Below are 25,012 nucleotides of genomic sequence, written 5' to 3'. Positions count from 1 at the left end.
GGTCAGCCCTTGACCGCGCCCTGCATCACTCCGCCGACGATCTGCTTGCCGAAGATCGCGAAGACGATGAGCAGCGGGACGGTGGCGATCACGGCACCGGCCATGATGATCGACTCGTTGATGCTGTAGCCGCCGCCGATGCTGGCAAGCGCGACCTGGAGGGTTGGATTGCCGGCCGGAGTCAGGGCGATGAGCGGCCAGAGGAAGTCGTTCCACGCCTGGACGAAGGTAAGCATGCCCAGCACGGCCATCGCGGGCCGGGCGACGGGGAAGACCACATGCCACACGATCTGCCACGAGTTGGCGCCGTCGACCCGTGCGGCCTCCAGCAACTCCGTGGGCAGCGCCTCGCTCAGATACTGCCGCATGAAGAAGACGCCGAACGCGGTGACCAGGCCGGGCAGGATCACGGACTGCAGCTGATCCGTCCAGTGCAGACCCGAGATGATCTGGAAGAGCGGCAGGACACTCAGCTGCGGCGGTACGGCGATGGTCGCGATGACCAGGACGAGCAGCACATTGCGCCCGGTGAAGCGGAGTTTGGCGAAGGCGAACCCGGCGAGTGTGGCGAACAGAACGGTGGACACGGTCACGGCTCCGGCCACGACCACCGAATTGAACATGGCCAGGCCGAGGGTGTGGCCGCCGGGGCCGTTGTAGTTCCAGACCTGGCGCAGGTTGCTGAAGAGGTTGCCGCCCGGCACGAGCGGCGGCGGGGTCTGCGCGATCCGGGTCTGGGACGTCGACGCGGCCACGATCGCGAAGTACAGCGGGAAGAGCGAGGCGATGGCGATGACGGTGAGGATGGCGTAGGCGATCGGCCCGCCGTGCTGCTGGCGGCCCGCGCCGGGCTTGAGGAGGTTTCGGAGCGGGGTGCGGTGCACGGGGTGATCGTCCCGGCTCCCGCCGGCGGGTGTCGCGGTGGAGGCGGTGGAGATGGTCATGGCGGCTCGGCTCCCCGTCACGTGGACTTGCGAAGACGTCGGACGATCAGGGCGTTGACGGCGCCCACGATCACGGCGATGAAGAAGATGACCCAGGCGACGGCGGCGGCCCGTCCCAAGTGCTCGGAGTTGAAGGCAAGCCGGTACACATACAGGGCGAGGGTCGAGTACTGGTTGTCGGCACCGCCATTGATGCCCAGCCGGCTGCCGCCGAAGAGATACGGCTCACCGAAGAGCTGCAGCGAACCGATGGCCGAGATGATGGCGGTGAACAGGATCGTCGGCCGCAGCGCCGGGACCGTCACATTGCGGAACTGCTGCCACCGGTTGGCGCCGTCGAGCCCTGCGGCCTCGTACAACTCGCCCGGGATCGCCTGCATCGCGGCCAGGTAGATGAGGGTGTTGTAGCCGGTCCATCGCCAGAACACGATCATCGACACGGCGATCTGCGACGACCAGTTGCCCGCCTGCCAGTCGATGGGCTTGAACCCGACGATGTGCAGCGCCCAGTTGGCGAACCCGGCGTCGTTCGACTGGAAGATGAACTGGAAGATCAGCGCGGCCGCGGCGACCGAGGTCGCGTACGGCGCCAGCAGCGCGACCCGCAGGAAGCCGCGTCCTCGGAGTTTGTAGTTGAGCAGATGGGCGATGCCCATGGCGGCCAGCAACTGCGGCACAGATGAGAGCAGCCCGATGGTCAGGGTGTTCCGGAGCGACTTCCAGAAGACCTCGTCGTGGTACAGCATCGTGTAGTTCTGGGTGCCGTTCCACGTCATGTGGTTCGGGTCCAGCGTGCTGACGCCGTGCAGCGAGACCCAGCCGGTGTAGATCAGCGGGAAGAGACCGAAAACGGCGAAGAGCAGGAAGAACGGCGCGACGAAGAGATAGGGCGTCCCCTTGACGTCCCATCGGTACAGACGCCTGCGCAGCGCCTGGCGGCGGTCGGCGGTCGCCGCGGAGGATGGCGGGGAGGGGGTGCGGTTCCCCGTGGCGGTGGTGGAGGTGGCCACGTGTGGCGTCCTTCCCGGAAGACGTGCGAAGGCTGCGAAAGGGTGACGGGAGCGTACGGCGCCGGGGCCGTCCCGTGGACGGGACGGCCCCGGCGGGCGGTCACTCTGTGGTGTCGGTCTTGATCTGCTTCATCGTGGCGCTCCACGCGACAGACGGGCTCTTGCCCTTCTGCTCCATCAGCAGCACACCGTTGCCCATGTCATTGCGGATCACGCCGTCGTACTGGCCGATCGGCGCCGCCGGGATGCTCTTGGCCGCCTCGGAGAAGATCTTGCCGGTCGGCGCGTCGGACAGGAAGGAGTTCGTCGCGCCGGAGACGGTCGGGTCGTCGAACGCCTGCACGTTGGACGGGAAGTTGCCGACGGTCGGCGTGGCGAAGATCTTCGCCTCCTGCTTGGCGGCGGTGAGCCAGGCGGCCAGGGCCTTGGCCTCGGCGATGTGCTTGCCCTGCGACGGCACGGTGAGGTACGAACCTCCCCAGTCGGATGCCTGCGGAGCTGTCGCGATGTTCCACACGCCCTTGTTCTTCGGGCCCGCGTTGTTGACGATGTTGGCCATCTGCCAGGCCGGGCAGATGGTGGTCGCGAAGGTGTTGTTCGCGAAGCCCGAGGTCCACTGCGTCGAGAATTGCGCGATGCCTTCGGTCTGGCCGTTCGCGACGGCGTCACCGGCCAGCTTCCAGGCGGCCTTCACCGCCGGGTTGGTTTCGTATATGGCATTGCCGCTGGAGTCGTAGTACTGCTGAGCGCCGCTGCCCACGACGCTGTTGAACAGGCCCTCGCCGCTGTCGAGGAAATGGGTGCCCTTGGGTGCTTTCGCCTGGTACTTCTTGCCCACGGTGTTGACGAACTTGTCCCAGCTGCCTGCCCACAATGCGGCCACGGCCGCCGGCTCGGTCGGCAGCCCCGCCGCCTTGAAGAGCTTGGTGTTGTAGCAGACGGCCTCCGGGCCGAGGTCGGTGCCCACGCCGATGACCTTGCCGTCCTTGGACTTGCCCTGCGCCCACTTCACCGGAGCCCAGTTGGCCTCGGAGACGCCGGAGACCTTGGAGAGATCCTCGAACCGGCTGGCGAGCGTGGTCGTGACCTGGCCCATCCGGGAGACGTCGAACGCCTGGATGTCGTCCGCGCCCGACCCGGCGGCGAGGTGGGCCTGGGTGGTGTTCCAGTAGGCCTGCTCATCGGCGTTGTGGTCTTCGACGATCTTGATGTTGGGATGCAGCTTCATGTAGTCGCCGAACAGGTCCGCGCCCTGGGTGTTGTAGCCGAAGGTGCCGAAGTCCCCGACCTTCAGAGTGACGGTGCCGCCGGACGAGGCGGAGCCGCCCGTTCCGGAACTGCTGCTCGTACACCCGGCGAGCAGGCCTGCCCCCAGTGCGGCCACGGCCGCCAGAGCGACGGCGGAGGTACGGCTGCGTGGTCGGTACGACGTACGAGTGGTCTGCATTCCAGCCTCCGGATACGTGCGGGATGTGTATGCGTTCGCTACTGTGGGAGCGCTCCCATACGTGATGTGTTGAAGGGTTGCGGCTCCCCCGGGGGGTGTCAAGGGAGGCGACGCCTTAAATTGGCGGAGTTACCGCGTCGTTAAAATGACGTGGCGATCAGCTAGGGAGGCCGCAGTGGCGGTGAACGGACGGCACAGCGGCAGGCCGACGCTGGAGGAGGTCGCAGCCCGGGCCGGCGTCGGCCGGGGCACGGTCTCCCGCGTGATCAATGGATCGCCGCAGGTCAGCGATCAGGCGAAGGCGGCGGTACAGCGCGCCATAGCCGAGCTCGGCTATGTGCCGAACCGTGCCGCTCGCGCTCTGGCGGGCAGCCGCACGGACGCGATCGCGCTGGTGATCCCCGAACCGGAGGCCAAGCTCTTCGCGGAGCCCTACTTCTCAGACATCATCCTCGGCGTCAGCGCGGAACTCGCCGAGACCGATATGCAGCTGCTGCTGACGCTCGCCCGTACCGCCAAGGAACGGCAGCGGCTCGCCCAGTACTTCACCGCTCACCGGGTGGACGGCGTCCTGCTCGTCTCCGTCCATGAGGACGACCCGCTCCCCGACCTCCTCCAGGAAATCGACATGCCAACGGTGCTCAGCGGCCGGCGCAGCGACAGCGAGGCGCTCTCCTACGTCGACTCCGACAACGTGGGCGGGGCCAGGTCCGCCGTCGCCCATCTGCTCAGCAGTGGCCGGCATGCGGTCGCGACCATCACCGGCCATCTCGACATGTACGTCGCCCGCTGCCGCCTCGACGGCTACCGTCGCGCGATCGAAACCGCCGGCCTGGCCTCCGACGACTCCCTTGTCGCCCGCTCCGACTTCACCGAGCAGGGCGGTCGCGACGCCATGGGCTCGCTTCTCGCGCGTCGCCCCGACATCGACGCCGTCTTCGCAGCCTCCGACGTCATGGCCTCCGGAGCGCTCCAGGTCCTGCGCGAGGCCGGGCGCCGGGTGCCGGACGATGTCGCGCTCATCGGCTTCGACGACTCCGCCATCGCCCGACATATGGACCCCCCGCTCACCAGCGTCCGGCAGCCCATCCAGGAGATGGGCCGCACCATGGCCCGTGTCCTGCTGGAGGAGATATCCGCACGTCAGCAGGCGCGTCGGCACGTTGTGCTCGCTACGGAGCTGGTGCTGCGCATGTCGGCGTAGGCCGCGTTCCGGGACCAGGCCGGCATAGTCCTCGCCATGGGTTCCTGCGCGCAGCTCTGCGGTGAATAATTCCCCGGAATCACGCAGCGGCGCGTGAGCAGCCTCACTGTGTGACCTTGGGCCCCGGACGCCCCATCCGGGGCTCATTGTCGTACCCCCCTCGTAAGATCTGAACCATGTCTCCGACCCTTTTAGATCCACCGGCGGCCAGAGCCGCCAACGACGCGATCCGGCGCTATGTCGCCGGCCGCCGCTCCTGGTCCCGCGAAGAGCTCGCCGAACTCGACCGTCTTCGCGCCCTCTGGCGTACCGCCCGGGAACGCCGCAACTGATCCCGGCGGCCGCCGTCCACCCGGCTCCTCCTCGACGCCCGGCGCGAACCGGGCCGGCGCCTCCCGTACGACAGCTCCGGTGTGAGTGAGCGCCTCAGCCGGCGGGTTTGAGCGTTGCGGGTGGCGAGTCGAGCCGCCCAGGGGCGTCGGCCGAGGCGGTGTCGTCGCGCAGCACGCTATAGCGCACGACGTCCCGCCACTGTCCGTCCCGGAACGTGAGGCTGCGCAGTACGCCCTCGCTGGTGAAGCCGGACTTCTCCAGTGCGCGCTGCTCGGCGATGTTCCCCGTCTCGGTGGCGGCCTCGATTCTGACCACCGGCGTGTGTGCGAAGAGGTTCTGGACCAGCAGCCGCTGAGCCTGCGTGCCGACACCGCGGCCCCGGGCCTTCGGCAGCAGCTGGATTCCGATGTTCCAGCAATATGAGTTCCGCGAGGTCACGACCTTCCGCCAGGCCACGAAGCCGAGCCGGTCAGGGCCGGTCGCTACCATCAGTTGGCCGCCGTCATCGCTCAGCAGGCCGTTCTCCGCCCAACTGCGCTGCCAGCGCCCTGGATCCGACCAGCCGTGCCATTGGAACTCTCCGGTGGCCTCCGGGTCCATCAGGAACTGCTCGAGCATCGGTAGGTCGTTCTCGAGCACGGGACGCAGCATCACGAGATCGTCGCTCATCGCGGTCACTTTAGTGTCCAACTCTGAGCGCGGGCTTGCCAATTGGGTACCGGCCCTGCGGCTGGTCCGCTCCAGAGGCGGGGGGTGAGCCGACGGAGGGCGTAATTCGTATGAGCGGCTGAATACGTGCGGTAAGGCAGCGTTCCTACGATGGCGCGGAGGTTCTGGAGATCGTTGAGGTCGACCGGTCGGCGCCGGGGCCGGGCGAGGTGCTTGTGCGGGCCCGTGCGGTAGGGGTGAATCCGGCCGATTGGAAGATCCGCTCCGGAATCGCGCGGAGGTTCTGGGACCCGCCGTTCACGTTGGGGCTGGACCTCTGCGGGGTGGTGGAGGCGGTAGGGGGGCGGACGAAGCACTTGCGGCCGGGCGATGAGATGTACGGGTGCGCGTTCCCGCCCCGCGCGCCGGAGGAAGCGCCGGCCGCCATGCCGCCGGGCCTGGACTACGTACGGACGGCAGCGCCGTGCCTGGCCTGGTTCCTGCGTGAGCGTGTCAGGGGAAAGATCGTTCGTACGGTCCAGGTCTCACCCGTTTGAACGTCTCACAGTTCGAACCAGCCGTTGCCGCCGTGCCAGTGGCGACCGGCGCGCAGGTGGTCGACGATGGCGCGTTCCAGGGAGGTGCGGCGGGGCAGCGTGTCCAGAGGCAGGCCGGGATCACCGAAGACGAAGCTGATCGGGCGGGTGTCGCCGTTCTCCGTCACGGGGTAGCCGGGCTGGAAGCGACGCTGGAAGTGGATGATGTTGGAACTCTCCGGCAGATATTCCCCCAGCTGCGGATCGAGCAGCCAGGAGTCGCAGGTGGCGACGGTGTAGCTCTCTGCCGGAAAGTGCCGGGGAAAGAACTCCAGGGCACGGGCGATGGACTCGTCGCAGGCGGTTGGCGACATCGGCCCGGAGAAGTCCGGGATGTGGAGGTTCAGGCTGAGGTCTCCGGGCCCCAGCGGCAGGGCGGCGGCAGCGACGGCCCGTCCGGTGCGGTCGCCGAGGGTCGCGCGCTGGAACTGCAGCCGTCCGAGCTGGTAGATCTCGCCCCGGAAGTGCAGCTTGATCCACCACGGCACGAGCAGCCCGCCGGTGCCACGGCGCCTGCGGTGGACGGCCATGTTGCGGCCGAGGTCGGCGAGGGTCCGGCGGGAGATGTCGTCCGGGATGCCGTGCTGACGGTGGTAGGACCGGATGTGCGGCAGTGCCGCGATGAAGACGTAGACGTAGAAGTAGCGGCACACCGGCCCCAGATCGGCCGGAAGGGGCGGGAGGTCGGGGCCGCCGCCGACCAGGCCCGGGTCTCGCACCAGTGCCCGTACGCAGCGTTCCAGCAGCTGTCGCAGTCCGGGGTCCCCTGTGACGGCGGCCCGGAGCCCGACGAGATCATTGATGTCCTCGTGGGGGACGGCGAGGTCCAGGAGTGCGGCGGGCAGGCCGTCCGCCGTCGGCAGGGAGACATCGACCTCCGGGGCGTCGATGGTTTCCAGTTGCGTGAGCCACCCGGCGAGTTTCTCGTCCGAGCGCAGCAGGTCCAGCGTGTTCTCCAACGGTCAGCCCCTCTTCTCGGCCCTCTTGGTCCCTCATGGCGGATCGAGGTTGTCGCGACCCGGCGGGCCAGGTCGCGGCGCGGCGCGGCGCGGTCGGGGTACGGTCGCGCCGACAACCCCATACAGACGACGGCCCCCGGCCGGGACTGGCATCCCGATCGAGGGCCTGACCTGAGGAATCACATCTTCCCGATGACTGAAGCGCAGCTTAGCGCGGGCATGCTCGGGCTCCACGGGCCGGTGGCGTGATCCATGTCCGGCACCGTGCCCGTACACGAAGGGCGGAACCTGAGGCCGAGGCCGGCCCGCAGCCGGGCTGGATCAGGGCCGATCTCCCGGGCTGACGGTCTGGTCCGGTACCGGCTGACGCGGTGGCCTCCGCCGGTGCTGCCCGCGCCCGCGACGCCGCCCGCGCGGGCCCTGGGTGGCGGCGTGAGGGCCGTTTCACCAGGGGACGGGGCCGTCGTCGTTGAAGAAGCCGCCGGTCGGTCCGTCGCCGGGGAGGGTGGCGAGCCGGAGGGCAATGGCGGCGCCCTGGGCGGGGGTGCGGACGCCTTGGTGCTGGTTGAGGTCGGTGCCGCAGTAGCCGGGGTCGGCGGCGTTGACCTTGATGGCGGACTCCCGGAGTTCCTTGGCGTACGAGACCGTGATCATGTTGAGCGCGGCTTTGGAGGAGTTGTAGGAGAGCAGGTTGGTCTCCCACCACGGGCCCTGGGGGTCGCTCGCCAGGGCCACCGATCCGAGGCCGCTGGAGATGTTGACGACCCGGCCCGCCGGGGCGCGGCGCAGCAGCGGCAGCATGGCGTTGGTGAGGGAGACCACGCCGAACACATTGGTCTCGTATGTGCGCCGCATCACCTCCGGCGAGGTCGCGCTGGGTGCGTCACGCGAGATCGCGATGCCCGCGTTGTTGACGAGGATGTCGAGTCGGCCGTACTCCTCGTCGATCCACTTGGCGGCGGCTTCCGCCGAGCCGCTGTCGGTCACGTCCAGCCGCACCCAGCGGGCGGTGACGCCCTCCGCCGCCAGCGTGTCGGCCGCTGCCCGGCCCCGCTGCTCGTCGCGTGCGCCGATGAGCACGGTGGTCCCGGGCTGTGCGCCGAGCCCGCGGGCGATCTCGTAACCGATTCCCTTGTTCGCTCCTGACACGAAAGCGATCGTTCCGGTGTCTTCTGTGTTCGCGTTCATACAGCCAGGGTCGCGCGGCCCGGCGCCGGGCGGGAGGGACCTGTTGGTCCCGGGACCGGCGGTCCTCCCATTCGGCGCCGCGAAACGACGAAGGCCCGGCCTACGAGGAGGCCGGGCCTTCGTTCTCTTCAGGGTGAATGACGGGGCTCGAACCCGCGACATCCTGGACCACAACCAGGTGCTCTACCAGCTGAGCTACATCCACCAAGACCGGCACCGCTCCTGCTCCGTACCGGCCGAGGAAAAGTGTACAGGGTCCGGGCGGGTGCCCGCTCCCACGTATCGCGCGGTGTGCCGCGCGGCCCGCGTGCGGCGCCGCGGGGCTACTCCGCAGGCAGTACGTGCTTTGCGGCGATGGCGCGAGCCGTTTCGGTGTCCGGGCCGGGCTGGGGGACGAAGACTGCCTCGCGGTAGTAGCGGAGCTCGGCGATGGACTCGCGGATGTCGGCGAGGGCGCGGTGGTTGCCGTTCTTGACGGGGCTGTTGAAGTAGGCGCGGGGGTACCAGCGGCGGGAGAGCTCCTTGATGGAGGAAACGTCCACGATGCGGTAGTGGAGGTGCTGCTCCAGGGCCGGCATGTCCCGGGCGAGGAAGCCGCGGTCGGTGGAGACGGAATTGCCGCAGAGCGGCGCCTTGCGCGGTTCGGCGACGTGTTCGCGTACGTAGGCGAGGACGGCCTTCTCGGCCTCCTCCAGAGTGACGCCGTCGTCGAGCTCGGTGAGGAGCCCTGAGGCGGTGTGCATCTCGCGCACGATGTCGGGCATGGTGCTCAGGGATTCGGCGGGCGGGCGGATGACGATATCCACCCCTTCGCCCAGGATGTTCAGTTCGGAGTCGGTGACAAGGGCGGCTACCTCGATGAGGGCGTCTTGGGCGAGCGAGAGCCCAGTCATCTCGCAGTCGATCCACACCATGCGGTCGTTCATATGTCTCACCCTAAGGGGCGATGCCCCGGAGCCGGCATATACGGGCGAGGACGCGAGTGGTCCGGGACTGCGTACGGCTTGCGGGCCGGCTGCGCGGCCCGCCGGTGCCGCCGGTGGCCGCTACGAACGGATGACGCCGAGGGCGTCCGCGGGGCCGGTGTCGCCACGGCGGCGTACCGGCTGCTTGGGCACGCCGGGGCCGTAGGCGTCGGTGCCGGTCTTGGCGTTGTCGTGTCCCAGGGCCTGGTTGTGGCCGGGGCCTGGGTGCGGGCGGCGCTGGTGCGGGGGGGCGACGGGACGCTGGGATTCGGGGCGGGCGGGCGGCTGGTCGAGGTCGTCCTGGGGGCGTCGGGCGCGGTAGGCGGCCCGGTACGAGGCGGGGGAGGAGCCGAGCTGCCGGCGGAAGTGCCCGCGCAGGGCCACGGGGGAGCGGAAGCCGCAGCGCCCGGCGACCTCGTCGACGGAGTAGTCGGAGGTCTCCAGCAGCCGCTGCGCCTGGAGCACCCGCTGGGTGATCAGCCACTGCAGGGGGGCGCTCCCGGTGAGGGTCCGGAAACGCCGGTCGAAGGTCCGGCGGCTCATATAGGCGCGGGCGGCGAGGGTTTCCACGTCGAACTGCTCGTGGAGGTGCTCCAGTGCCCAGGCGACGACTTCGGCGAGTGGGTCGCCACCGATTTCCTCCGGTAAAGACCTGTCGAGGTGGCGTGGCTGGCTGCTGGCCCAGTCGCTGCGGCGGGGCGGCACGACGAGACGGCGGGCCAGGGCGCTGGCGGCCTCGGCGCCGTGGTCGGTGCGTACGACGTGCAGGCAGAGGTCGATGCCGGCGGCGGTGCCGGCCGAGGTCAGGACGTCGCCGTCATCGACGAAGAGCTCGCGCGGGTCGACGTGGACGGACGGGTAGCGCTTGGCGAGGGTCGGCGCGTACATCCAGTGTGTGGTGGCCGGGCGGCCGTCCAGCAGCCCGGCGGCGGCCAGGACGAAGGCACCGGTGCACAGACCGATGATGCGGGCGCCCTCCTCGTGGGCCCGACGCAGGGCGTCAAGGGCCTCCAGAGGCGGCGGCTGGGAGATGGAGCGCCAGGCGGGCACCACGACCGTGCCGGCCCGGGAGAGCGCTTCCAGGCCGTACGGAGCGGTCAGTTCGAGCCCGCCGGTGGTGCGCAGCGGCCCTTCCTCCCCGGCGCAGACGAGCAGCCGGTAGCGGGGGACGCCGGCGTCCTGGCGGTCGATGCCGAAGACGGAGAGCGGGATGGAGCTCTCGAAGATCGGGCCGCCGCTGAACAGCATGACCGCGACGACCTCTTGGCGGCGCCGCGCGGACAGCTTGCGGGGGACGACGCGGGACGCCGGGAGGGCGCCGGAAGTGGCGGAAATGGTTGAAACTGCAGAAGCGGCAGAAGCCGAAGCGGCAGAAGTGGCGGATGTGACAGCGGACGGTACAGAGGACACCGGGGTGCCCATGGGCGTCACCGCGGTCGTGTCCGTTGTCGCCGTGCTGGTCCTGGACTCCTGGCTCATGGAGCTCAAGCCCCCCTCGGTCGTCTCGTCCTCTCGGTCCTGCACATCTCCCCCGGGTGTTGCTCAAGATCGAATCTACTGTGTCCGGTGGGGCTGTAGGGGCAAGTTCACCACCTGCCGCTATGTCGACATGGCCACATGGCGTGAAGCATTCGATCACGAAGCGTTTCATTCGACGGGCCCGCTGTGAAGTGCGCCTTCCTTTGCTGGTGGGGGCGCACGGGGGGTGCGCGCCCCCTGAGTCGCCATCCTTGCCGGTAACGCGGACAGGTTAGGCACATCCTCCCAACGGGCGTACTGCGGTGAGAAGTTGGCTGAAAAAGGTTGGAAGCCCAGCCTATGGCCCAGGTCAGCGCCCCGTCGCGCACCCCGGCGCATGGAGCATGGGCGCGTGCGCCCCTGCTTGCCCGTAGGGGGTGAGGACGATTCCGGATATGGCCGGAGGCGGACATGGTCCTCAACGGGCGAAGCGAGGTGAATTGTCGGATTTGTGGCAGGTCGTTGCCTTTGCATGGCCAGGCATTGCGTTCCACGCCACGCTCCGGCATCCTCCTGGGAACTTTGGGGTAAGCGGAGGCTGTGAAGCACCAGATGCGTCTGTGCACAGGTGCCTGCGCGCCGTACCCTGGAGCCAGCGGGAAGGGCAGCCCCTTACCGGTCGGAAACGGCTGGTCCCGCGGCCCCCGCTGTCATGTCCGCCCATCGGTCCCAGTGCCGATTTCGCCGAGAAACCCATCATGGCCGGTTACGAGCTTCCCGAGCCCGCCGAAGGCAAGCCGCTCGCCGATCCGGCGGCGGTACCCGAGGCGGCCACTGAGCTGCACGCGTCCTGCGATCCCGCGTTCCGGCACGGGGTCGTTGTCGGTTTCGACGGTTCCGTCTCCAGTGAGCGTGCGCTCGCCTACGCGATCGGCATGGCCCGCAGATCCGGCTCCGCGCTGATCATCGTGCATGTCGCCAACCGGCTGCCGGCCACGGTGTGGGCCGGCTGTGAGCCACCGGTCTTCGTCGATGTGCCGGACCACCGCACCGAGGTGCTGGGCCTTGAGCTGGCATGTGCCGATCATCTGGCCGAGGTGCCGTGGATCCTCGTCGAACGGGGCGGTGACATCTGCCACGAGCTGGAGGAGGTCGGCCGCGAGTACGAGGCCGACGCGATCGTGGTCGGCGGCACCCACGGGATCATCGGCAAGATCTTCGGCTCGGTGGCCGGGCGGCTGGCGCGGCGCGCGCAGCGGCCCGTCATCGTTATCCCCTGACAGGCCGCTGCGCCCCGTTCTGCGGCTACTCCACGGTGACCGACTTGGCGAGGTTGCGCGGCTTGTCGATGTCCCGGCCGAGGACGAGCGCGGTGTGGTAGGCGAGCAGCTGCAGCGGGATGCCCATCAGGATCGGGTCCAGCTCGGGCTCGTTGGCAGGCACAGTGATCGTGTGGTTGGCGGTCTCCTGCTTCTGGTGGGCGATGGCGAGGATCCGGCCGCTGCGGGCCTTGATCTCCTCCAGCGTCGCGCGGTTCTTTTCCAGCAGGTCGTCGTTGGGAATGATCGCGACCGTGGGGACCTCGGGCTCGATGAGCGCGAGCGGGCCGTGCTTCAGTTCCGAGGCCGGATATGCCTCCGCGTGGACGTAGGAGACCTCCTTGAGCTTCTGTGCGGCCTCTCGGGCCACCGGATAGCCGCGCACCCGGCCGACGAACATCATGCTCCTGGCGTTCGCGTACTCGGCGGCGAGCTTGGCGATCTGCTCCTCGTCGCCCAGCACCTCGGCGATCTGGCCGGGCAGCCTGCGCAGGCCCGCGATGATGCGCTTGCCGTCGGCGACCGACAGATCACGGACCCGGCCGAGGTGCAGGGCGAGCAGCGCGAAGGCCACGGCGGTGTTGGTGAAGCACTTGGTGGACACCACGCAGACCTCGGGCCCGGCGTGTACATACATGCCGCCGTCCGTCTCGCGGGCGATCGCGCTGCCGACGACATTGACCACGCCGAGGACCCTGGCGCCCTTGCGCTTGAGCTCCTGGACGGCCGCCAGGGTGTCGTATGTCTCCCCGGACTGGCTGACCGCGATGTAGAGGGTGTGGGGGTCCACGACCGCGTTGCGGTAGCGGAACTCGCTGGCTGGCTCGGCATCGGCGGGGATGCGGGCCAGCTCCTCGATCAGCTGGGCGCCGATCTGGCCCGAGTAGTACGCCGAGCCGCAGCCGAGGATCTTCACCCTGCGCACTCCGCGCGCCTCGCGGGCGTCCAGATTGAGCCCCCCTAGGTGCACGGTGGCGAAGCGGTCGTCGATCCGGCCGCGCAGCACGCGGTCGACCGCGTCCGGCTGCTCGGCGATCTCCTTGTGCATATAGGTGTCATGGCCGCCGAGGTCGTAGTTCTCGGCCTCCCACTCGATGGTGGTGGGGGAGGCCGAGGTGCGGCTGCCCTCGGTGGTGTAGGTGCGGTAGTCCCCGGCGGTGAGGGTGGCCATCTCGCCGTCGTCCAGGGTGATGACCTGGCGCGTGTGGCGGACCAGGGCGGCGACGTCGGATGCCACGAACATCTCGTTCTCCCCGATGCCGAGCACGACCGGGGAGCCGTTGCGGGCCACGACGATCCGGTCCGGGAAGTCGGCGTGCAGCACAGCGATGCCGTAGGTGCCCTCAACGCGGGAGAGGGCCTGCTGGACCATCTCCTCCAACGTGGAGGCCTGGGAGCGGCCGATGAGGTGGGCGAGCACCTCGGAGTCGGTCTCGGAGGTGAAGACGACGCCGTCGGCGGTCAGCTTGGCGCGGATCTCGGAGGCGTTGTCGACGATGCCGTTGTGGACGATCGCGACCTTGCTGTCCCCGTCCAGGTGCGGGTGCGCGTTCTCGTCGCTCGGTGCGCCATGGGTGGCCCAGCGGGTGTGCGCGATGCCGGTGGTGCCGGCGAACCGCTTGGGGATCTGGGCCTCCAGCTCCCGGACCCGGCCCTTGGCCTTGGCGGTCTTCAGGCTCGTGCCGGACTGGGTTTTCCTGATGATGGCGATGCCTGCCGAGTCATAGCCGCGGTACTCCAGCCGCTGCAGCCCTTCCAGCAGCAGCGGGGCGACATCACGCTTCCCGATGTATCCGACGATCCCGCACATGGGGTGTCCCTCCCTGTGGTTCCTATGCTTGAGTGCCCGGCTCAGTGCCGGGTCCCTGTCCGGCTCCCGGCTCAGCCGTAGACGATGCGGCGCAACTGCCGCAGTGAGAGCTCCGGCGGGGCGACCGCGCGGTGCGCCAACTCCTCGGTTATCCGCTCGAAGATCTCCGCGTTCTGCAGTCCCCCGGACTGCAGCTCGCGATGGCGGCGCCGGACATAGTCCTCGGTCGTCTCGTCGAAATACGCCAGGACGTCCAGGACGACCCGGGCGGCCTCGCCGCGTTGCAGCGGCGTGGTCCGCACCAGGTGGTCGATGAGATCGTCATTGGCCGCACGGCGTTCGAGCACCGGTTGATCCTCACGGATGAGGGGAGCACTTTGCAAGGATCCTGCCCGATATCGGGCAGGGGCGTGTCAAAGCTACGCCTCCGCTACGCCCGGAACGTGCTCGGGATCGGTTTCGGAAGGGGCCTTCGCTACGCCGGGAGACCCATTTCCCGAGCGATCAGCATCCGCTGGACCTCGCTGGTGCCCTCACCGATCTCCAGGATCTTGGAGTCCCGCCACATCCGGGCCACCGGGTACTCGTTCATGAAGCCGTAGCCCCCGTGGACCTGGGTGGCTTCCCTGGCATTGGTCACCGCGATCTCGGAGGAGTAGAGCTTGGCGAGCGCCGCTTCCTTTTTGAACGGCTCCCCGCTGATCAGCCTGGCCGCCGCGTCCCGCCAGGCCAGCCGGGCGGTGTACGCCCGCATCTCCATGTCGGCGATCTTGAACTGGATCGCCTGGTTCGCGCCGATCGGCCGCCCGAAGGCGGTGCGGCTCCTGGCATACCCGACCGACTCGTCCACGCATCCCTGGGCCAGGCCCGTGGCCACCGCGGAGATCGCGATCCGGCCCTCGTCCAGGATCCGCAGGAACTGTGCGAACCCGCGCCCCTCCTCGCCGAGCAGATTCACAGCCGGGACCCGGCAGTCGGTGAAGGACAGCTCCCGGGTGTCCGAGGCATTCCATCCGACCTTGCTGTACTTCTTCGACACCGTGAAGCCGGGTGTCCCCGACGGCACGATGACCGACGAGATCTCCGGCCGCCCGTCGGCGGACCGGCCGGTGACCGCCGTGACGGTGACCAGGCCGGTGATGTCCGTGCCCGAATTGGTGATGAAGCATTTGGTGCCGTTGATCACCCACTCGTCGCCCTCCCGGACGGCGGTCGTACGGGTGCCGCCCGCGTCCGATCCGGCCTCCGGCTCGGTCAGGCCGAACGCGCCCAGCAACGCGCCGGAGCAGAGCCGGGGCAGCCACTCGCGCTTCTGCTCCTCCGTCCCGAAGCGGAAGACCGGCATGGCGCCGAGCGACACCCCGGCCTCCAGGGTGATCGCCACGGAGGAGTCGACCCGGGCCAGCTCCTCCAGGGCCAGGCAGAGGGCGAAGTAGTCGCCGCCCATCCCGCCGTACTCCTCCGGGAAGGGCAGACCGAACAGGCCCATCCGGCCCATCTCCCGGACGATCTCGTACGGGAATTCATTCTGCTCGTAGAACTCGCCGATCTTCGGGGCGACGACATCATGCGCGAACTCCTCCACAGTGCGGCGGAGTTCCTCGTATTCGGCGGGCAGCCGGTGGTCGATCGACATGGCAGTCACTCCTCCTGGTGGGAGAGGGCGCGGACAGTACGGGACGGGCTGGGCCGTCCCAGCTGATCAGCCATCCACACGCTTGTGGCGGTGAGGCGGGCGAGGTCGACCCCCGTGTCTATGCCGAGGCCGTCCATCATCCAGACGAGATCTTCGGTGGCCAGATTGCCAGTGGCGCTCTTCGCGTACGGGCAGCCTCCGAGGCCCCCCGCCGACGCGTCGATGGTGCACACGCCGCGCTGCAGGGCGGCCAGGGTGTTGGACAGGGCCTGGCCGTAGGTGTCGTGGAAGTGCACGGCGAGGTGGTCGACCGGGATGTCCAGAGTGTCCAGCAGTGCCCCGACATGGCCCGGTGTCGCCACGCCGATCGTGTCGCCGAGGCTCAGCTCGTCGCACCCGAGATCGAACAGCCGCCGGGCGACTGCGGCCACCCGCGCGACCGGTACCGAGCCCTCCCACGGGTCGCCGAAGCACATCGACAGATACCCGCGCACGCTCGCGCCGGCCGCACGGGCCTTGGCGACCACCGGCTCGAACATGGCGACGGACTCGTCGACAGTGCGATTGAGGTTGGCCTTCGCGAAGGACTCGGTCGCGCTCGCGAACACAGCGATCTCCCGTACCCCGAGCGCGAGTGCCCGCTCCAGACCGCGCTCATTGGGCACCAGAACGGGAAGTCGCGCGTCCACCCCGCCGAGCAGCGGCACCAGTTGCTCCGCGTCGGCCAGTTGGGGCACCCACTTGGGATGCACGAAGCTCGTCGCTTCGATGGTGCGCAGTCCGGCGTCGGCCAGGCGGTGGATGAACTCGGCCTTGACCGCGGTCGGGACCGTCGCTTTCTCGTTCTGCAGCCCGTCGCGCGGCCCGACCTCATGGATCCGGACAGTGGACGGCAGCCCGTCCAGAGGCATCGTCATGGGCAGTCCGGTGATCATGGCTTACCCCTGTCTGTGCTGTCCGTGCTGTCCGTGCCGGCTGTCTGGGCCGCCGCCTCGTCGTGCGGGTCGACCACGGCGAGCACCTGGTCCATGGCCACGGTGGCGCCGGGCGCAACACTGACCTCGGCGACCGTGCCGTCGTGCGGGGCGGTGATGACGTGCTCCATCTTCATTGCCTCGACCACCAGCAGGCTCTGCCCCGCCGTCACGGTGTCGCCCACCGCGACCTTGACGACAGTGACCGTCCCCGGCATCGGTGCGGCCAGGGTGTCAACGCCACCCCGGCCTGTTCCGCCGCGCAGCACAGCTTCGAGGGGGTCGTGGTCGGCGACACGCCAGCTGTCCCCGTCCCGGCCGAGCCAGTCGCCGGCGTGGTGGAGGGCATGGGTGACGCCGTCCCACTCCAACGCCAGCTCGCCCGCCGCGGCGGCCCCCGCACCGCCCGCGATGCGCGCCCGTATCGGGGAGGCGTCATTGACGCGCACATCGCAGCTTTCCGAGCTGTCCGCCGCGCCGCGCACGCGGACGGCCACCGGCTCATGGCCGGGCACCCGCAGATGATGCACCGTCCAGGCGGGCTCGCCGCCGAGACGCCAGCCGGTCGGCACGGAGAACGGATCCACCCAGCCGGCCCCGGCGGGTCCCAGCGCTGCCTGTCGCAGCAGAGCTGCCGCCGCATAGAGCTCGTCCGGCACCCCCGATGGCACGAGGTTCGCCGCTTCGCGGTCGATCAGGCCCGTGTCCAGGTCCCCGGCAGTGACGGAGGGGTGGGCCAGCAGGCGCCGTAGGAAGCCCGTATTGGTGTCGAGACCGAGGACCGTGGTGCCGGCGAGGGCACCGCGCAGCGTGCGGAGGGCGGTGGGCCGGTCCGGGCCATGAGCGATGACTTTGGCGAGCATGGGGTCGTAGGAGGTGCCGACCTCGGTGCCGGCCGACAGGCCGGAGTCGACGCGGATGCCGTCGCCTTCCGGCTCGCGCAGCGCGAGCACCGTCCCGGCGGAGGGCAGGAATCCCCGGGCAGGGACCTCAGCGCAGATACGGGCCTCGATCGCGTGCCCGGTGAAGGTGATGTCGTGCTGTCCGAAGGGCAGCCGCTCGCCGGAAGCGACCCGCAGCTGCCACTCCACCAGATCGAGACCGGTGATGAGCTCGGTCACCGGATGCTCGACCTGGAGACGGGTGTTCATCTCCATGAAGCAGTACGCGGAAGGATCGGAGCCCGGGACGATGAACTCGACGGTGCCCGCGCCGACATAGCCGCAGCTGCGGGCGGCCTGGACGGCGGCTTGGCCCATCGCCTGGCGAGTGGCGGGGTCGAGGAAGGCCGAGGGGGCCTCTTCGATCACCTTCTGGTGCCGCCGTTGCAGTGAGCATTCACGCTCCCCCAGATGGATGACGCCGCCGTGGCCGTCCGCCAGGACCTGGATCTCGATGTGCCGGGGGCGGTCGATCCAGCGCTCGAGGAGGAGCGTGTCATCGCCGAAGGAGCTCCGCGCCTCACGCCGGGCGGCGGCGATCTCCTCGCCGAGGAGCGCCTCGTCGTGCACCAGCCGCATGCCCTTGCCGCCGCCGCCGGCCGACGGTTTGAGCAGCACCGGGGTGCCGATCTCCTGGGCGGCGGCGATGAGCTGGGCGTCGCTCAGACCCCTGCCGGTGCTTCCCGGGACCACGGGGACCCCAGCGGCCCGCACGGTTTCCTTGGCGCGGATCTTGTCGCCCATCAGCTCGATCGCCTGCGCCGGTGGGCCGATGAAGGTTAGCCCTGCCTCCGTACAGGCCCGGGCGAAGGCCGCGTTCTCGGCGAGGAAGCCATAGCCGGGGTGGACGGCCTGAGCGCCGGTGCGGGCGGTCGCCCGCAGCTGTTCGTCGATCGAGAGGTAGCTGTCGATGCGGACGGCGGTGTCGGCTTCCCGGACATGCCTCGCATCGGCATCCGCGTCGGTGAAGACGGCGGCCGCGCGTACGCCGAGCTTTCGCAGGGTGCGGATGACGCGGACGGCGATCTCACCGCGGTTGGCGACGAGGACGGTGTCAAACAGGCTCACTTTTCTGCCCTCACATCCGGAAGACGCCGTAGCCGGGCTCGCCCAGCGGCGCGTTGGCGCAGGCGGTGAGCGCGAGGCCCAGGACTGTGCGGGTCTCCAGCGGGTCGATCACGCCGTCGTCCCAGAGGCGGGCCGTCGCGTAGTAGGCGTTGCCCTGCGTCTCGTACTGGGCGCGGATGGGGGACTTGAACTCTTCCTCCGCCTCCTCGCTCCACTTCTCCCCGGCCGCTGCCAACTGGTCGCGCTTGACTGTCGCCAGCACCGAGGCGGCCTGCTCGCCGCCCATCACGGAGATCTTGGCATTCGGCCACATCCACAAGAAGCGCGGCGAGTACGCCCGGCCGCACATCGAGTAGTTGCCGGCGCCGTAGGAACCGCCGATGACGACGGTCAGCTTGGGCACCCGCGCGCAGGCCACCGCCGTCACCATCTTGGCGCCGTGCTTGGCGATGCCGCCCGCCTCGTACTGGCGGCCGACCATGAAGCCCGAGATGTTCTGGAGGAACAGCAGCGGAATACCACGCTGGTCGCACAACTCGATGAAGTGCGCGCCCTTCTGGGCGGATTCGGAGAAGAGGATGCCGTTGTTGGCGACGATGCCGACCGGGTGGCCGTGCAGCCGGGCGAAGCCGGTGACCAAAGTCGTGCCGTACTCCGCCTTGAATTCGGCGAAGCGGCTGCCGTCGGTGATGCGCGCGATGACCTCGCGTACGTCGTACGGGGTCCGGGAGTCCACCGGGACCGCGCCGTAGAGCCCGGCGGGTGCGACTGCGGGGTCCTCGACCAGCTCGACCGTCCAGGGCAGCGGCCCGCGTGCGGGCAGGGTGGAGACGATCTGCCGGACGATCCGCAGCGCGTGCGTGTCGTCCTCGGCCAGATGGTCGGTGACGCCGGAGGTCCGGGAGTGCACCTCGCCGCCGCCGAGGTCCTCGGCGGTGACGACCTCGCCCGTGGCGGCCTTCACCAGGGGCGGCCCGCCGAGGAAGATTGTCCCCTGGTTCCGGACGATGACCGCCTCGTCGCTCATCGCGGGGACATAGGCGCCGCCGGCTGTGCATGAGCCCATCACGGCCGCGATCTGCGGGATGCCCCGGGCTGACATCGTGGCCTGGTTGTAGAAAATCCGCCCGAAGTGGTCGCGGTCGGGGAAGACCTCGTCCTGCCGGGGGAGGAAGGCGCCGCCGGAGTCGACCAGATAGACGCAGGGGAGACGGTTGTCGAGTGCCACCTCCTGGGCGCGGAGGTGCTTCTTGACGGTGACCGGGTAGTAGGTGCCGCCCTTGACTGTGGCGTCATTGGCGACGATCACCACCTCGCGCCCCGACACCCGGCCGATCCCTGCGATCACACCGGCAGCCGGGGCCTGTCCCTCGTACATCCCGTCGGCGGCCAGCGGCGCGAGCTCCAGGAAGGGAGAGCCGGGGTCGAGCAGCCCGTCCACCCGGTCGCGGGGCAGCAGCTTCCCGCGCGCGGTATGTCGGGCACGGGCCCTCTCGCCGCCGCCGAGTCTGGCCGCGGCGAGCTTCGCGCGCAGTTGGGCCCCGAGTGCGGCATGCGCTTCCGCGTTCGCGCGGAATGTCTCCGACGCGGGATCGGCCGCGCTGGCGAGAACCGGAGCTTCGAGAACTGGAGCTTCCATGAGCGAGACCCCCCGGAAGTTAGCGATCGTTAACGTCTTGTCTCCACGTTAGCGCTCGTTAACTCCTCTGTCTAGAATGGTCTGACAACGATTTTCTCCGAGTGCGGCGCTGTGGCTCGGATCCGGGAAAGGTGTGGTGTGGAGCCCACGAAATCGGCCCCGAGGGCGGCCGGAGCCAGGCGCGAGCAGATCCTCCGGGAAGCCGCGCGGCTCTTCGCCGAGCGTGGTTTCCACGGCGTCGGTGTGGACGAGATAGGGGCTGCAGTGGGCATCAGCGGCCCCGGCCTCTACCGGCACTTCGCGGGGAAGGACGCCATGCTCGCCGAGTTGCTCGTCGGCATCAGTGGCCGGCTCTACGCGGAGGGGAAGCGCCGGACCGAGGGCGCTCCCGCGCAGGCGCTGGACGCGCTGGTCCGCGGTCATATCGACTTCGCCCTCGACGACCGTCCGCTGATCACCGTGCACGATCGCGAGCTCGACCGGCTCAGGGACTCGGACCGCAAGATGGTCCGCCAGCTCCAGCGGCAGTACGTCGAGCTGTGGGTCGACGTCGTCCGGCAGGTCCATCCGGCCACCTCCGAGCAGGACGCCAGGGCCGCCGTGCATGCTGTCCTGGGCCTCCTCAATTCAACACCGCACCTCGGGCCGCAGGGCGGCCTCCCCGGCCGGGCCGCGACTGCGGCACTGCTGCACCGGCTGGCGCTCGGGGCGTTCGCCGCTCTGGACAGTTCCGGCGACCGGCAAGTAACTTACTGAGCGCTTGCTTATCGCTCGAGCCGGCCGCAGTGCCCGGACGATCCAGAGGAGGCGCTCAGTGCGTCGCACAGTATTCAACGAGGACCACGAGGCTTTCCGGGAGACCATCCGGGACTTCATCGCCAACGAGGTCGTGCCGGTCTACCCCGAATGGGAGCAGGACGGATACCCGCCCCGTGACTTCTACCTCCGCCTCGGCGAGCTGGGGATCTTCGGCATCGAGGTCCCGGAGGAGTACGGCGGCGCGGGCGTCACCGGCTGGAAGTTCAGCGCCGTGGTCACCGAGGAGTGCGCCCGGGCCGGCGTCAGCTTCGGCAGCAGCGGAGTGCACACCGGGCTCGTCCTCCCGTACATCCTCGAGTACGCCTCCGAAGAGCAGAAGAAGCGCTGGCTGCCCGGCTTTGTCTCCGGCGAACTCATGACCGCCATCGCCATGACCGAGCCCGGCACCGGCTCCGACCTGGCCGGTATGACCACCAATGCCAAGCTTTCCGCCGATAGCACCCACTACGTCCTCAACGGCGCCAAGACCTTCATCACCGGCGGTGTCGTCGCCGACCGGGTCCTTGTGGTGGCCCGGACCTCCCCGGCCACCCCCGAGGACCGCCGTGGCGGCCTGTCGATACTCGTCGTCGACACCAAGAGCGAGGGCTACGCGGTCGGCCGAAAGCTGGAGAAGATCGGCCTGCGCACCTCTGACACCGCCGAGCTCTCCTTCACCGACGTCAAGGTCCCGGTCGCAGACCTGCTCGGCGAGGAGGGCAAGGCCTTCTCCTACCTCGCCCACAACCTCCCGCAGGAACGTCTCGCCATCGCCGTCGGCTCCTACGCCCAGGCCGAGGCCGCCGTCCGCTTCGCCACCCAGTACGTGCGCGATCGCAAGGTCTTCGGCAAGGCTGTCGCCGAGTTCCAGAACACCAAGTTCGTGCTCGCCGACTGCGTGTCCGACGTCGAGGCGATGCAGGCCGTCGTCGACCGCGCCCTGGAGGCCCACGAAGTCGGCGAGTTCAGCGCCTCCGACGCCGCCAAAACCAAGCTCTTCTGTACCGAGACCGCGGCCAAGGTCATCGACAAGTGCCTCCAGCTGCACGGCGGTTACGGCTACATGCTGGAGTACCCGATCGCCCGTCTCTACGCGGACAACCGTGTGCACCGCATCTACGGCGGCACCAGCGAGGTCATGCGTTCCATCATCGCCAAGTCGATCGGCCTGTGACCGGAGCGTAGTGGCCGACGCGCCGGGCACTGTCCGGCGGCCGCAGGGGTGCCTGCGGCGCTTTCCCCTCCCCCCTTCCCGAAACAACGGCATCACCCCGGCCGGCGTGGGGGGACCCGAGGCCTCGAACGTCGGACGGGCTGGTTGCCGGGCAGGGGCTAGGGTCCCAGCGGCAGCGCCGCCCGCACCAGGAAGCCGCCGTCGGGCTCGGGTGCGGCGTGCAGGGTGCCGCCCAGGCCTGCGGCGCGTTCCCGCAGGCCGGTCAGGCCGTGGCCGCCGGAAGGCAGGGCGGGGCCCGGAGCCGGCCCGCAGGGGCCGTTGCGTACACACACGAGCAGGTAGTCGCCCTGCAGACGCAGGGCGACGTGCGTCTTCGCGCCGGGCGCGTGCCTGCGTATGTTCGTCAGCGCTTCCTGGACCGTGCGGTACGCCGCTTGCTGCACGGGCGGCGGGCAGGCGCGATCCTCCAACGCCGGCAGGTCGCCGTGTACGTCCGGGCCCGCCGAGGCGAGCAGCGCGGGCAGGTCCGCCAGTCCTGGCTCGTCCGACGGTGCCTGAGAGGTGATGGGCAGCCGTAGCAGCCCGACCATCCGCCGCAGCTCGTCCAGCGCCTCTCTGCTGAGCTGCCGCACTGCTTCCGCCGCACTCCGTGCCGCGTCACTCTGCGCCGTCGCCTCCAGAGCGCCCGACTGCACCGAGATCAGGCTGATGTGGTGTGCGACGGTGTCGTGCATTTCCCGGGCCAGCCGGGCCCGCTCCCGTACGACTGCCTGCTCGGCCGCCAGCCGCCGCTCGTGCTCCCGGCTCTCGGCCAGCTCGCCCAGCCGCGCGGCGAGCTCACGCCGCGCCGCCATGAGCAGGCCGAGGGCGATGGGCGCCGTGGCCAGCAGGGCCGACATCAGAGCCGCGAGGACGACGGCGGCCGGTTCCCAGCTGAGGGGGCCGAGCCATGGCCAGGGCGCGAACGACACCGCGGCGACCGTCGCCGCGCAGCCGCCGGTCAGCCAGGCGTGCCAGGCCCTGCGGTGGTCGTCGGCCGCGATCGTATAGAGCGCGCCCATCGGCGCCAGCCATATATAGCCGAGGGAAAGCGCCGGCAATGTCGCGGCGAAGGCCGTCAGCGGCAGTCGTCGGCGGAGCACCAGGGCCCCGGCCGCGCCATATGCGGCGGTCAGGGCGTACGCGCCGCCCAGGGAGCGGGTCGCCCAGGCCTCGACCGCGGCGACGGCCACCAGCGAGGCGTCCAACGCCACGGACCGCCCTCTCACGCCCGCTTCGGAACGAGCCCGGCCCGGTGGGCGAGGACCGCGACGGCGACCCGGTTGGGCGCGCCCAGCTTCCGCAGCACGGCGCGGACATGATCCTTCACAGTTGCCACGGTGATCTCCAGACGTCCGGCGATCTCCGAGTTCGGCAGGCCGTTCGCGACCAGCACGAGTACCTCGCGCTCACGGTCGGTGAGCCGTGCCAGCGCCGCCGCCGTGTCCTCGTCACCGGGTTCCGGGGCGGCGTCCAGGTATCCGTCGACGACGGCGCGGCTGACGGTCGGTGTGAAGACCGTTCCGCCCGAGACCAGCACCCGTACGGCGTCGATCAGCGTGCCCACCGCGGTGTCCTTCAGCAAGAAGCCGGTCGCGCCCGCCCGCATCGCGGCACTGATGTGCCCGCTGGTGTCGAACGCGGTCAGCATCGCCACGGCTGGCGGCGCCGCCAGCGCCCGCACGGCCCGCAGTACTTTCAGGCCGTCCGGCTCCGGCATCACAGCGTCCAACAGCACAAGGTCGGGGGCGGCGGCCTCAATCCGGGCCACCGCTGTACGGCTGTCGCAGTCCGCGACGACCTCGATGTCGCCCGCGGACTCCAGGATCTGCCGCAGTGCCGCCCTGACCAGCGACTCGTCGTCCACCACTACTACCCGTATCACCCGCCGATGGTAACGAGCGATCGCCTGCGGCGGGTTGCTCCGCCCACCCGTCACCCGCCCACCCGTCCGGGTTCGTTGCCTGACCGCTGCCCGGCGTTGTCCCTCCGCCCACGCCGTCGTTCAGCTCTGGGGAGCCAGCCCGGCGGCGTCGAGCAGGTAGGCGGTCAGAGGGTCGTAGAAGCGAGGGTCTGTGACGTGGTCGTCCAGGGGGATGGCGACGGAAAGGGTGTCCTCGGCTTCGGCGAGGAAGAGGGCGGGATCGTTGCAGTCGGCGAAACCGACCGCTTCGAGGCCGCGCTGGGCGGCGTGACCGGCCCAGCCGTGGTCGGCGAAGACGAGGTCCGGCAGGGGCTCGCCCTGGGCTTCGAGGGCGTCGAGGATGGCGGCCATGGGAGCGGGGGAGTGGGTGTGCCACAGGGTCGCGCCGCGCTCCAGCATGGCTACGTCGCAGAACTGGAAGACGCCGCCGTCATCGGCGCTGAGGCCGCCGGGGATGACGACGACCGTGGCTCCAGCGGCGCGGAGCGCGGCCGCGACACGCCGGTGGACGTCGAGCAGCCCGCCAGGGTGGCCGGTTGCGAAAAGCACGCGCTGGCCGCCGTCGGCGGCTTTGCGGAGCTTGGCGGCGGCACGGTCCAGCGCGCCGATGGTGAGCGCGGGGTCGATGGTGTCCTGCCCGGCGCGATGCGCCGGGTCGGCCACGACACCGCAGCGTTCGGCCATGACGCGCAGCACCGCCTCTTCGTCGGTCCACCGATCGCCGAATTCCAGTCCGAACCAGAAGTAGCGGTCGCCGTCGGCGAGCTTGCGGTAGTGGGAGCGGTTGTTCTCGCGGGGGGTGGCGACATCACCCGCTATACGGGTGCGTACGAGATGCTCGGAGAGGGACTTACGGGACGGCACGGGAGCGTAGGACATGGCCTCATTGTCCCGTTACTTCGCATGGGCGTACGTGGGACGCCTGACCGACGCCCATG

At 69.6% G+C, this 25,012-nt stretch carries 24 protein-coding genes and 1 tRNA gene; 7 read left to right on the top strand and 18 right to left on the bottom strand.

The window, feature by feature from the left end; all coding sequences use genetic code 11:
- Positions 1–2: 2 nt before the first annotated feature.
- The 3 genes from FCI23_RS01505 to FCI23_RS01495 all read right to left on the bottom strand — a co-directional run bounded on the left by FCI23_RS01505 (position 3) and on the right by FCI23_RS01495 (position 3,401).
- Positions 3–944: a carbohydrate ABC transporter permease gene (locus tag FCI23_RS01505; protein WP_136721560.1), complete on the bottom strand. Its 942-nt coding sequence runs from the start codon at positions 942–944 to the stop codon at positions 3–5.
- Positions 945–961: 17 nt separating this feature from the next.
- The gene (locus tag FCI23_RS01500; RefSeq protein WP_136721559.1) at positions 962–1,954 is read right to left on the bottom strand and encodes a carbohydrate ABC transporter permease; all 993 of its coding nucleotides are present in this window, start codon (positions 1,952–1,954) and stop codon (positions 962–964) included.
- A gap of 100 nt (positions 1,955–2,054) precedes the next feature.
- Positions 2,055–3,401: an ABC transporter substrate-binding protein gene (locus tag FCI23_RS01495; protein ID WP_136721558.1), complete on the bottom strand. Its 1,347-nt coding sequence runs from the start codon at positions 3,399–3,401 to the stop codon at positions 2,055–2,057.
- A gap of 145 nt (positions 3,402–3,546) precedes the next feature.
- On the opposite strand from FCI23_RS01495, the gene FCI23_RS01490 reads away from it, so the two are divergent.
- Both FCI23_RS01490 and FCI23_RS56090 read left to right on the top strand, forming a co-directional pair.
- A complete protein-coding gene (locus FCI23_RS01490) occupies positions 3,547–4,605 on the top strand; it encodes a LacI family DNA-binding transcriptional regulator (RefSeq protein ID WP_136721557.1) in 1,059 nt (352 codons plus the stop codon).
- 176 nt (positions 4,606–4,781) lie between these two features.
- Complete coding sequence (locus FCI23_RS56090) at positions 4,782–4,937, top strand: hypothetical protein (protein ID WP_169316655.1); 156 nt, start codon at positions 4,782–4,784, stop codon at positions 4,935–4,937.
- Positions 4,938–5,031: 94 nt separating this feature from the next.
- Here the strand turns inward: FCI23_RS56090 and FCI23_RS01485 are convergent, their stop codons facing one another.
- A complete protein-coding gene (locus FCI23_RS01485) occupies positions 5,032–5,607 on the bottom strand; it encodes a GNAT family N-acetyltransferase (RefSeq protein WP_136721556.1) in 576 nt (191 codons plus the stop codon).
- 209 nt (positions 5,608–5,816) lie between these two features.
- Here FCI23_RS01485 and FCI23_RS01480 point away from each other — a divergent pair, with 209 nt between their 5' ends.
- Positions 5,817–6,143, top strand: a complete 327-nt coding sequence (locus FCI23_RS01480; protein WP_265737711.1) for an alcohol dehydrogenase catalytic domain-containing protein — start codon at positions 5,817–5,819, stop codon at positions 6,141–6,143.
- Positions 6,144–6,148: 5 nt separating this feature from the next.
- Here the strand turns inward: FCI23_RS01480 and FCI23_RS01475 are convergent, their stop codons facing one another.
- From FCI23_RS01475 to FCI23_RS01455, 5 genes are all read right to left on the bottom strand, one after another.
- Positions 6,149–7,141 (bottom strand): acyltransferase domain-containing protein, encoded by a 993-nt coding sequence (locus FCI23_RS01475; protein ID WP_169316654.1) that lies wholly within the window; start codon positions 7,139–7,141, stop codon positions 6,149–6,151.
- Between the two features lie 444 nt (positions 7,142–7,585).
- Positions 7,586–8,329 (bottom strand): SDR family oxidoreductase, encoded by a 744-nt coding sequence (locus FCI23_RS01470; protein ID WP_136721555.1) that lies wholly within the window; start codon positions 8,327–8,329, stop codon positions 7,586–7,588.
- A 132-nt stretch (positions 8,330–8,461) separates the two neighbouring features.
- Positions 8,462–8,534 (bottom strand) — tRNA-His (locus FCI23_RS01465).
- Between the two features lie 118 nt (positions 8,535–8,652).
- Complete coding sequence (orn, locus tag FCI23_RS01460; RefSeq protein WP_136721554.1) at positions 8,653–9,255, bottom strand: oligoribonuclease; 603 nt, start codon at positions 9,253–9,255, stop codon at positions 8,653–8,655.
- 120 nt (positions 9,256–9,375) lie between these two features.
- Positions 9,376–10,578, bottom strand: a complete 1,203-nt coding sequence (locus FCI23_RS01455; RefSeq protein ID WP_246143217.1) for a helix-turn-helix domain-containing protein — start codon at positions 10,576–10,578, stop codon at positions 9,376–9,378.
- Here FCI23_RS01455 and FCI23_RS59170 point away from each other — a divergent pair.
- Both FCI23_RS59170 and FCI23_RS01450 read left to right on the top strand, forming a co-directional pair.
- Positions 10,505–10,963 carry a hypothetical protein gene (locus tag FCI23_RS59170; protein ID WP_246143221.1) on the top strand — a complete coding sequence of 153 codons (459 nt, stop codon included), beginning with the start codon at positions 10,505–10,507 and terminating at the stop codon, positions 10,961–10,963. The two genes, FCI23_RS01455 and FCI23_RS59170, sit on opposite strands and share 74 nt — an antisense overlap.
- A gap of 547 nt (positions 10,964–11,510) precedes the next feature.
- Positions 11,511–12,032, top strand: a complete 522-nt coding sequence (locus FCI23_RS01450) for a universal stress protein (RefSeq protein ID WP_136721553.1) — start codon at positions 11,511–11,513, stop codon at positions 12,030–12,032.
- Between the two features lie 25 nt (positions 12,033–12,057).
- On the opposite strand, the gene glmS is transcribed toward FCI23_RS01450, so the two are convergent.
- The 6 genes from glmS to FCI23_RS01420 form a co-directional block, all read right to left on the bottom strand.
- Positions 12,058–13,881: a glutamine--fructose-6-phosphate transaminase (isomerizing) gene (gene glmS, locus FCI23_RS01445; protein ID WP_136721552.1), complete on the bottom strand. Its 1,824-nt coding sequence runs from the start codon at positions 13,879–13,881 to the stop codon at positions 12,058–12,060.
- 71 nt (positions 13,882–13,952) lie between these two features.
- Positions 13,953–14,228 carry a hypothetical protein gene (locus tag FCI23_RS01440; RefSeq protein WP_136721551.1) on the bottom strand — a complete coding sequence of 92 codons (276 nt, stop codon included), beginning with the start codon at positions 14,226–14,228 and terminating at the stop codon, positions 13,953–13,955.
- A gap of 128 nt (positions 14,229–14,356) precedes the next feature.
- Complete coding sequence (locus tag FCI23_RS01435; RefSeq protein WP_136721550.1) at positions 14,357–15,517, bottom strand: acyl-CoA dehydrogenase family protein; 1,161 nt, start codon at positions 15,515–15,517, stop codon at positions 14,357–14,359.
- A 5-nt stretch (positions 15,518–15,522) separates the two neighbouring features.
- Positions 15,523–16,452: a hydroxymethylglutaryl-CoA lyase gene (locus FCI23_RS01430; protein WP_136721549.1), complete on the bottom strand. Its 930-nt coding sequence runs from the start codon at positions 16,450–16,452 to the stop codon at positions 15,523–15,525.
- On the bottom strand, positions 16,449–18,494 hold the full coding sequence (locus FCI23_RS01425) for an acetyl/propionyl/methylcrotonyl-CoA carboxylase subunit alpha (protein ID WP_136721717.1): 2,046 nt from the start codon (positions 18,492–18,494) through the stop codon (positions 16,449–16,451). The genes FCI23_RS01430 and FCI23_RS01425 overlap by 4 nt, the downstream gene beginning before the upstream one ends.
- A 16-nt stretch (positions 18,495–18,510) precedes the next feature.
- Complete coding sequence (locus FCI23_RS01420; RefSeq protein ID WP_136721548.1) at positions 18,511–20,139, bottom strand: carboxyl transferase domain-containing protein; 1,629 nt, start codon at positions 20,137–20,139, stop codon at positions 18,511–18,513.
- 138 nt (positions 20,140–20,277) lie between these two features.
- On the opposite strand from FCI23_RS01420, the gene FCI23_RS01415 reads away from it, so the two are divergent.
- A complete protein-coding gene (locus tag FCI23_RS01415) occupies positions 20,278–20,895 on the top strand; it encodes an SACE_7040 family transcriptional regulator (protein ID WP_136721547.1) in 618 nt (205 codons plus the stop codon).
- Positions 20,896–20,953: 58 nt separating this feature from the next.
- The gene (locus FCI23_RS01410; RefSeq protein WP_136721546.1) at positions 20,954–22,111 is read left to right on the top strand and encodes an acyl-CoA dehydrogenase family protein; all 1,158 of its coding nucleotides are present in this window, start codon (positions 20,954–20,956) and stop codon (positions 22,109–22,111) included.
- Between the two features lie 158 nt (positions 22,112–22,269).
- Here the strand turns inward: FCI23_RS01410 and FCI23_RS01405 are convergent, their stop codons facing one another.
- From FCI23_RS01405 to FCI23_RS01395, 3 genes are all read right to left on the bottom strand, one after another.
- A complete protein-coding gene (locus FCI23_RS01405) occupies positions 22,270–23,364 on the bottom strand; it encodes a sensor histidine kinase (RefSeq protein ID WP_136721545.1) in 1,095 nt (364 codons plus the stop codon).
- A gap of 11 nt (positions 23,365–23,375) precedes the next feature.
- Complete coding sequence (locus FCI23_RS01400; RefSeq protein WP_136721544.1) at positions 23,376–24,035, bottom strand: response regulator; 660 nt, start codon at positions 24,033–24,035, stop codon at positions 23,376–23,378.
- Positions 24,036–24,155: 120 nt separating this feature from the next.
- A complete protein-coding gene (locus FCI23_RS01395) occupies positions 24,156–24,953 on the bottom strand; it encodes a phosphatase (protein WP_136721543.1) in 798 nt (265 codons plus the stop codon).
- Between the last annotated feature and the right edge of the window lie 59 nt (positions 24,954–25,012).

Origin of the sequence: Actinacidiphila oryziradicis (assembly GCF_005047355.1) — a bacterium.
GTDB lineage: Bacteria > Actinomycetota > Actinomycetes > Streptomycetales > Streptomycetaceae > Actinacidiphila > Actinacidiphila oryziradicis.
Note: the sequence above shows the minus strand (reverse complement) of the source record. Positions and strands in the feature narration are given on the sequence as shown.